10 protein-coding genes are annotated in these 8133 nt (G+C 45.2%); 6 read left to right on the forward strand and 4 right to left on the reverse strand.

Translation table 11 applies throughout. The annotated features are described in order from the left end of the window. Positions 1-11 precede the first annotated feature (11 nt). From nuoF to PF479_RS11800, 4 genes are all read right to left on the reverse strand, one after another. Positions 12-1805, reverse strand: coding sequence for an NADH-quinone oxidoreductase subunit NuoF (nuoF, locus tag PF479_RS11785; protein WP_298006705.1), 1794 nt, complete (start codon positions 1803-1805; stop codon positions 12-14). A 16-nt stretch (positions 1806-1821) separates the two neighbouring features. Further along, positions 1822-2211 (reverse strand): (2Fe-2S) ferredoxin domain-containing protein, encoded by a 390-nt coding sequence (locus PF479_RS11790; RefSeq protein WP_298006708.1) that lies wholly within the window; start codon positions 2209-2211, stop codon positions 1822-1824. Between the two features lie 79 nt (positions 2212-2290). Beyond that, complete coding sequence (locus tag PF479_RS11795) at positions 2291-2851, reverse strand: sensor histidine kinase (protein ID WP_298006711.1); 561 nt, start codon at positions 2849-2851, stop codon at positions 2291-2293. Positions 2852-2865: 14 nt separating this feature from the next. Then, the gene (locus PF479_RS11800; RefSeq protein ID WP_298006715.1) at positions 2866-3342 is read right to left on the reverse strand and encodes an NAD(P)H-dependent oxidoreductase subunit E; all 477 of its coding nucleotides are present in this window, start codon (positions 3340-3342) and stop codon (positions 2866-2868) included. A 154-nt stretch (positions 3343-3496) separates the two neighbouring features. Between PF479_RS11800 and PF479_RS11805 the strand changes: the two genes are divergently transcribed. The 6 genes from PF479_RS11805 to PF479_RS11830 form a co-directional block, all read left to right on the forward strand. Beyond that, positions 3497-4132, forward strand: coding sequence for a redox-sensing transcriptional repressor Rex (locus tag PF479_RS11805; protein WP_298006717.1), 636 nt, complete (start codon positions 3497-3499; stop codon positions 4130-4132). Between the two features lie 80 nt (positions 4133-4212). Beyond that, on the forward strand, positions 4213-5142 hold the full coding sequence (locus PF479_RS11810) for a CBS domain-containing protein (RefSeq protein WP_298006720.1): 930 nt from the start codon (positions 4213-4215) through the stop codon (positions 5140-5142). 58 nt (positions 5143-5200) lie between these two features. Beyond that, positions 5201-5527, forward strand: a complete 327-nt coding sequence (locus PF479_RS11815) for an iron-sulfur binding hydrogenase (protein ID WP_298006723.1) — start codon at positions 5201-5203, stop codon at positions 5525-5527. Further along, entirely contained in the window at positions 5527-6210 is a 684-nt protein-coding gene (locus PF479_RS11820) for a PHP domain-containing protein (RefSeq protein WP_298006725.1), read from the forward strand. Before PF479_RS11815 ends, PF479_RS11820 begins: the two co-directional genes overlap by 1 nt. A gap of 183 nt (positions 6211-6393) precedes the next feature. Further along, a complete protein-coding gene (locus PF479_RS11825; protein ID WP_298006728.1) occupies positions 6394-6960 on the forward strand; it encodes an LPP20 family lipoprotein in 567 nt (188 codons plus the stop codon). Positions 6961-7114: 154 nt separating this feature from the next. Continuing rightward, positions 7115-8133 (forward strand): FecR domain-containing protein (locus tag PF479_RS11830; protein WP_298006729.1); only part of this gene is annotated, 1019 nt, incomplete at its 3' end.

Here is an 8133-nt window from a genome sequence, read left to right on the forward strand (position 1 = left end):
CTGACATCGGGTTAAGATACTGTGATGGCATCGAATTTACAGCCATCATAACAGGCTCCGCACTTGATACACCTATCCTGGTCGATGATATGGGGTTTCTTTCTTTCACCTTCAATACAGTTCACAGGACACTTCCTTGCACAAACAGTACAACCGATACATTTTTCAGCAACGATCTCATAACGTACAAGATCCTTACATTTTTTGGCAATACATTTTCCATCTTCAATATGCTGTCTGTATTCTTCGGGAAAGTATTTCAGTGTCGAAAGAACGGGGTTGGCAGCTGTCTGACCCAATCCACAGAGGGAGGCCTTCTTCATGGCATTACCGATGTCCCTCATCTTCTTAAGATCTTCCATCTTTCCTTGACCCTTGGTAAATCGATCCAGATATTCATAGAGTTTCTTGGTTCCGATTCTACAGGGAGCACATTTACCGCAGGATTCTTCAACACAGAATTCCAGGTAGAACTTGGTAACGTCAATGATACAGTCGTCTTCATCCATGACGATCATACCACCGGAGCCCATCATGGAACCAATGGAGATGAGGTTGTCAAAGTCGATGGGTGTATCCAGAAACTCTTCTGTAATCACACCGCCCGAGGGACCTCCGGTCTGAACGGCTTTAAATTTTTTGCCGCCTCTGATTCCACCACCGATATCAAAAACGATCTCTCTCAGAGTCGTTCCCATGGGGACTTCTACCAATCCAGAGTTTTTAATCTTTCCGGTGAGTGCAAAGACCTTCGTACCCTTGGACTTCTCTGTTCCGATTTGTGAGAACCATTTACCACCCTTGGTGATGATGACGGGAACATTGGCAAAGGTCTCCACATTATTGATCACCGTAGGCTGGCCAAAGAGGCCCTTTACCGCGGGAAATGGCGGCTTGGGAATAGGCATTCCCCTTTTGCCTTCAATAGAAGCCAGAAGGGCGGTCTCTTCTCCACAGACAAAAGCACCGGCACCCAGTCTTACTTCAATATCAAAATTGAATCCGGATCCCAGAATATCATTCCCCAGTAGTCCGTATTCTCTGGCCTGTTTCATGGCTGTTTCCAGCCTTTCGATGGCAAGAGGATATTCGGCTCTGATATAAATGGCACCATAATCGGCACCGACACAGATACCGGCAATGATCATGGCTTCCAGAACTGAGTGGGGGTCACCCTCCAGTGTTGAACGATCCATATAGGCACCGGGGTCTCCCTCATCAGCATTACAGACAACATATTTTTGCTGACTTTCGACCTGTCTTGAAAAATTCCATTTCAGCCAGGTTGGAAAACCGGCTCCACCGCGTCCTCGGAGTCCGGAGATTTTTAGTTCTTCAATGATATCTTCGGGAGTCATCTCAAAAAGACATTTTTCAAGGGCGGCATATCCATCCCGGGCAACGTATTCATCAATGCTTTCCGGATTGATAAGACCACAGTTCCTTAAAACGATTCTGTACTGTTTCTGGTAGAACTCAATATTCTCAATGTCAAAGGCATCCCCTTTGGCTCCCTTTTCGGGCTGGTACTGAAGGCGCTCTACAATTCGTCCTTTGACGATGGTTTCTGCAATGATTTCTTTTGCATCTTCGGGAACAACTTCTACATAAAAAGCCTGTTCGGGAAGTACTTTGACGATGGGTCCTTTTTCACAAAAGCCGAAACAGCCTGTCTTAACAATCTGTACGTCTTCGGCGACACCATGAGCTTCCGCTTCTTTCAGAAGAGCTTTATAAATATCGTCTCCCTTTGCGGATTCACAGGCGGTTCCACCACAAACCAGTATATAATTTTTTACTGCCATGTTTTCCTCTCTTTTCCTATTTGATGATGTCGCCGGCGGGCTTATCCTGAATATGGTTTTCAACCATTTTTTTATGCATAATGTGCTTTTCGACAATTTCTTTTGCCACAGCTGCATCCACATTTCCATAGATGATATCAGGCATTCCGGGAACCTTGACTTCTACAGTGGGCTCACTGTAGCAGAGCCCCATACATCCGGTCTGCTTAACGACAACGTCTGTTAAATTATTACTTTTGATTGTATCCAGAAAACTGTCCAGAGCCATTTTTGCACCAGCTGCGATACCACAGGTTCCCATTCCTACAATAATATGAATTTCTTTTCCTTCTACGTCTCTGCGCTCCATCTCAGATTTCTGGGAGCTGCGGAGTTTCCGTAGTTCTTCAAGGGTCATTTTTGCCATTGTTTTACTCCACTATTGGTCTACCAAGGCCTAAGGGCCCAGGTGCTTTTCCAGTTTAGCCCTAAGGGCCTTGCTGTTTTTATTGATCCAGCAGTTCTTCTTCCTGTGATTTCAGATAGTCCCGTAATAAAATCATAGCACCCGATTCATTGAAGTTACCCAATATGTCCTGCAGCTCGCTCCTCTGCAGTAAATATTCACCGACCTTTCCTTCTTCACCTATAATCTTCCGATTAATTATCAGTTCGTATTCCCCATCGAAACAGAGAGCCTGGAAAAACAGCCCCGCCCAATCTCCCTCAGGGGGAGTATCTATATTCCCAAGATTGAACCGTATGCTGAACAAAGTTCCCTTGCCCTTCTCTGATTGTATCTCAAAGCTGCCCTCAGCCTGCTCTACTGTCTGTATCAGAAAGGGAATTCCAAGCCCGACCTTCCGGTGCTTGTGCTTGATTCCGTCGCTATGAAATGGATCCTTTGATTTTTCCAGTTCACCTTCTGTCATTCCGCAGCCGTCATCTTTCAGGCAGACTTTCAGTTCTTCTGCTTCCCGAACAATATCAAGGTGAATCCTTTGGGCACCAGCCTCAATGGAATTCTGAAAAAGGTCCAGAATCATGTCACTCAATGAATAGTGCATCAGGATACTTCCGTTTATTTGAATTTTGCAACAATCCCTGGAAGCATATCTGCAGTCAGTTTACCAAAGACCTCTTGTCCTACTGTTAATACCGGGGCAAGACCGCAGCATCCAATGCAGCGAACCGCTTGTAAAGAAAACTGCATATCTTCGGTTGTACCGCCGCAGCCAATACCCAAAAGCTGTTCAAGCTCTGAGACCAGATCCTTTCCGCCCTTCAGGTAACAAGCCGTACCCATACAGACGGAGATCGTATGCTTACCGGGTTTTTCCAGTTTGAAATAATGGTAAAAGGTGACAACACCGTAAATCTTTGCTAAAGGTACATCCAACAATTTTCCCAATTCGAAAGCGATGTTTCGGGGTATGTAGCCGTACTCTTCCTGTACCCTGTGGAGAACCATAATCAGGTTTCCGGGTTTTTCTTTCCACTCATTGATAAAACTGAGCAGACCATCGGTCATTTTCAGTTCTTCTGTTTCAACAGGCATGGAACCTCCCTTATTAATCTATATAAAAATACTGATTTGGCTATTATATTGAAAGGGCTTCAGAAATTCAATAATTTATGAGTTTTTTTGTGATTAAAAATGATTAGCTTCCCCTATTTTACATTTATTGTGATTTCTGTCACAATATAAATACATGAAGAGTAGTAACGATTACACAACACGTCTCATCAAGTATAAAAGAATACTTATTCAGCTCAAGTCATTAGGCCTGGAAAAAGTTTTTTCAAGCAATCTGGGTGATGCCATCGGCATCACGCCCTCCCTTGTCCGGAAAGATCTGTCAAGAATGAACCTCAACCAGGGAAACAGAAAGGGTGGATACAACATCAATGATATGATTGAGTCTCTGAACAATATACTGGGGACAAGTGAACTTCAGGACGTGGTCATCATTGGCTGTGGTAACCTGGGAAAGGCCTTGATCAAGCATGAGGCTTTTTACAAAGAAGGAATCAATATAACTGCCGGATTTGATATCAATCCCCGGGAAGCCGAAATCAACGGCATCCCCATCTACTCCATGGAAGTCCTGTCCAATTATGTTACCCAGCATGAAATCAGGGTAGCTGTACTCTGCGTCCCCGCCGGTGCGGCGTCTCATACCCGGGATCTTCTTCTGGACTGCGGGATACAGGGAGTCCTGAATTTCACTCCTGTAGAGCTGAAGAGCACAGATAATCAAAGGATTCAAAATGTAAACATCTGCCTTGAAATAGAAAATCTCTTTTTTCTGATCAGTGAAAAAAGCCAGATTATGCAGGGAGTTTAATTTTTCACTCAACCACAACAGCCGGTTCCCCCGGCCCACGTTTCGATTGACTTTGCCCCTGATTTGATTACACTAAAACTATGCAGGGAATCCCATTTAACACCGACAATTCTCCATCGGTCATTCTGGAAATGATTTTCAGACTGAAAATCAAAAATGTTATGACCAGAAACATCAAAACATCATGCAAATCATGCTCCATGAGAGACATTCAGAAGATCATGAAAGCAGAGCGCATCACCGGGGTTCCTATCGCAGAGGGATCCCGTCTCTGCGGCATTGTCAGCATGGAGGATATCCTGTCTACAATGGACAGTGGACTTATTGAAGAACCAGCCTCCAAACATATGACAAAAAATGTGATCGTCCTGGAAGAGGATATGCCCCTTTCCTTCGCCATCAACTACATGGATAAATATCACTATGGTCGGTTCCCGGTGCTGAATATGCACAGAGAACTGGTGGGAATCATTACAAGCCGTGATATTGTGAACCATCTACTCCTGGAGATGAACCGGGAAATGACCCGTCTGGAAGAAATGGTCCCTCAGAATGAACCGGAAGTCAGCGGTAACAAAGAAATGAGTTTTATATGTCACAGCTATGACTTTGAGAATGCCGGTAAAGCCTCTACAGAGATAAAAAAAGCCTTAAAAAAAAGAAACATTGATAGAAAGGTCATCCGTCGGATTGCCGTGGCGTCTTACGAGCTGGAAATCAACCAGGTCGTTCATTCCCTTGGAGGGCGCATGTCCTTTAAGATCAGTCCCGATTCTGTGACTATCGAGGCGGCCGACCGGGGTCCTGGAATAGAAAAATTGGAAGATGCTCTCACCGAAGGCTTTTCCACCGCCAATGACTGGATACGATCCCTGGGATTCGGGGCTGGAATGGGGCTTCCCAATGTAAAAAGAGTATCCGACGAATTCAATATTGTATCAGTCCCGGGTGAAGGAACCACCGCGACATCACTGATTTACACCCACAACAGAGAAAATGAAGGCCCTTAGGCCCTGAGCGAATAATCACTAAAGCACTTTAGGGCTTTAGTAGTATGAGGAGAATAAAATGAAGGTTAAAGATCTGACTGATAAATTGAGCTACGAATGCCTTGTTTCCAATGGAAATGAAGAAGAACTCCTGGATGCCTACTGCTCCGATCTACTGAGTGATGTGATGGGAAATGCACCGGAAGACTCGGTATTGATAACGATTCAGGCGCATAAAAACACGGTTGCCGTTGCGTCCCTGGCAGGAATCCATGCCCTGCTCATCTGCAATAACCGCCCGACTCCCGATGATATGCTCAAATCGGCCGGGGAGGAAGGCATATCGGTCTTCCGGACAAAGGACAATCAGTTCAACGCATCCTGGAAGGTCCACGAATTGCTCTGATGCTCATCGATCTGCACAACCACTCATGTCTCAGCCCCTGCGCCAGCCTTGAAATGTCTCCTTCCCGACTCGTCAAAGAAGCAACAGCCCGGGGTATTGGAATGCTGGCCCTGACAGACCATAATGCAGGAGACAACCTCCCCGCCTTTGATATTTGCTGCCGCCGGAACGGGATTCTTCCTGTCTTTGGATTAGAAGTGACAAGCCGAGAAGAGGCTCACCTCCTCTGTCTCTTCGGCAATCTGAAAACGGCGGTTCAATTTGGTTACATCATCTATGAAAACCTGATGTCCATACCTAACAATCCCGAGAAGATGGGAGACCAGATCATCGTGGATGAAAATGAAAACATTCTGGGTGAGCTGGAGATGCATCTGGCCGGAGGAGCCGTTGATTTCTCCATTGAGGAGCTGATTACCATGGTTCACGACCAGGATGGCCTGTTCATTCCGGCTCATATCGACAGAGCCGCGTTCAGTATCAAGAGTCAACTGGGCTTTCTACCGGACAATGACTATGATGCGGTGGAGGTAATGAACAGGCCTTCTGATTTAAACGGTGGCCGTTATTTTGAGATAACCGGTTCTGATGCCCACTACCCCGAGAACGTGGGACAGAGGTGCTTTGAAATAAATCTGCCCGCACCCACTTTTTCAGGTTTAATACAGGCTCTACACTCATGACACAGTCTCTGGGATTGGTTCATCCAGATTCAGGAACTGTTCAAAAATAAATTCATATTTTTTTGGATATATGAATCAAATAAAGATATACTATTTACTGAACAGTGTGCGCAGTTTACTATGTTGCATCTGTATAGAAGCTCAAGTTTGACATGAAACAAATTGAGTTTAAGGAGAAAATGCATGAAAAAGAATTTAGTTATTATAAGTGCCCTGCTGGCTCTGGTCCTACTGGTCGGATGTGCCTCCGGTCGCGGGGAAAAAGTTAAAGAAAGAAGAGACCTTCCTGACTGGTTTCTGAATCCTCCCTCTTCGGAGGATGTTATCTACGGTCTAGGAATGGCTAAAATGTCTTCTGACAGCCTGTCCAGAGATACGGCCATCGCCCGGGCAAGAAAAGATGTGGCCCTCCAGGTCAGTACACGAGTCCAGTCCATGATGACAGACTATATCCAGGAATCCGGAACTCCAGATAATACACAAACCATTAACTTTGTTGAATCGATCACAAAGCAGATAGCCGATGTTGAACTGAGAAACTCAGTAACCGATAAGGTTTACGCAGCCACTGACGGCAACTGGTTTGCCATGGTATCCTATCCCAAGGGTAACTTTACAGAAGACGTTGCCAAGGTCTTTACCAGAAACGAAGATGCAGCCTTTGCAGAATTCAAAGCAGACGAAGCGCTCAAGATGCTGGAATCCAGCTTAGCTTCCGACCCCGTCAAGTCTTCTGCTACTGCAGAGTAGATTTTAACAGAATCATACCAAAACCGTTTCCTTGCCGGAAGCGGTTTTTATTTGCTCCACGACAGATTACTAAAAAATGTCATATTCCCGCAGAGGTAAATTGATAAACAGTCCATTGCGGTTTATAGTAGAAGAGTGTTCCTCCAGGGAGAAAATGAATAAAACTACTCGAATCCTGCTTATAATGATTAGTCTCCTTGTATTATCCCTCCCGGTCTGGGGTGGCGTATCTGCTGTCATTGTCGATTTTGACGGTGAAGTCCTCATTTCCAGAAATGGTGTTTTTCTTGAGGAATCAGAAATCGATTATGGAACCGAACTTTTTTCTCATGATATCCTGCAGACAGGACGGGATGGGTATGTCGAATTGTCAATACAGACGCCTGTATCAGCTGATCTGTCTGTGAAAGTCCTGGAAGGCACGACGCTCTTTCTGGAGCATGCTCTCAGAAAACAAAACCCTGAAACATCCCTGACCCTCTATAGAGGCTCAGTACAAACAAAAGCTGCCACCCTGATCCAGGGGGGAGATTTTAACATTAAAACAGATTCCTCGGTTATGGGTATCAGGGGAACAACCTTCACCGTGACCACTTCTCCCGACACAGCCCTCCTCGTAACCTGTCGGGAAGGTAAGGTAGTCTGCACCACAGAGGGAGAAGATTCTTATATTCAGCCCGGCAAGGTTTATGAAACAAATCCATCAGGACAGCACAGGGTGAACGCTGTTCCCAAAGAAAAAATAGATCAATATATCAATGACTGGAAAAGGGCCCGATTGGAAGCCCTGTCTATCAATGGAACCATGTCTTTGGAACATTATGCCAATCTTTATCTTCAGGTTGCTCCCGGATTTTTGGAATCTTATTCGGAACTCAATTCCAAACAGGAAATTTTCACACGATGGGAAACAATCATTGACGAGGGCCGGACCATTTCCATGGGAGATGCCACAAAAGATAAAATAGCTCTAAGCAACGGCATCATCCGTCTGCGGTCCAGACTGCCCATCATGGAGCATGTCTTCTATACCCTTTATGATTTGACAACCCTTATGAAAAGCTCGGGACGAGACTGGGAAAACCTCTCAGATACAGCCGAAAGGAATCTCCTGATATATGAAAAAAGGCATAGGGAATTATCCTATATGCTCACCCGGGGCCGCTCTTTTTT

The sequence above is a fragment of the Oceanispirochaeta sp. genome (genome assembly GCF_027859075.1).
Classification (GTDB): domain Bacteria; phylum Spirochaetota; class Spirochaetia; order DSM-2461; family DSM-2461; genus Oceanispirochaeta.

What these genes read in the sequence shown, in the direction of transcription:
- PF479_RS11800 (WP_298006715.1), bottom strand. Translation starts at nt 3,342, where the DNA reads ATGCCTGTTGAAACAGAAGAACTGAAAATGACCGATGGTCTGCTCAGT.
- PF479_RS11795 (WP_298006711.1), bottom strand. Translation starts at nt 2,851, where the DNA reads ATGCACTATTCATTGAGTGACATGATTCTGGACCTTTTTCAGAATTCC.
- PF479_RS11825 (WP_298006728.1), top strand. Translation starts at nt 6,394, where the DNA reads ATGAAAAAGAATTTAGTTATTATAAGTGCCCTGCTGGCTCTGGTCCTA.
- PF479_RS11805 (WP_298006717.1), top strand. Translation starts at nt 3,497, where the DNA reads ATGAAGAGTAGTAACGATTACACAACACGTCTCATCAAGTATAAAAGA.
- PF479_RS11820 (WP_298006725.1), top strand. Translation starts at nt 5,527, where the DNA reads ATGCTCATCGATCTGCACAACCACTCATGTCTCAGCCCCTGCGCCAGC.
- nuoF (WP_298006705.1), bottom strand. Translation starts at nt 1,805, where the DNA reads ATGGCAGTAAAAAATTATATACTGGTTTGTGGTGGAACCGCCTGTGAA.
- PF479_RS11815 (WP_298006723.1), top strand. Translation starts at nt 5,201, where the DNA reads ATGAAGGTTAAAGATCTGACTGATAAATTGAGCTACGAATGCCTTGTT.
- PF479_RS11810 (WP_298006720.1), top strand. Translation starts at nt 4,213, where the DNA reads ATGCAGGGAATCCCATTTAACACCGACAATTCTCCATCGGTCATTCTG.
- PF479_RS11790 (WP_298006708.1), bottom strand. Translation starts at nt 2,211, where the DNA reads ATGGCAAAAATGACCCTTGAAGAACTACGGAAACTCCGCAGCTCCCAG.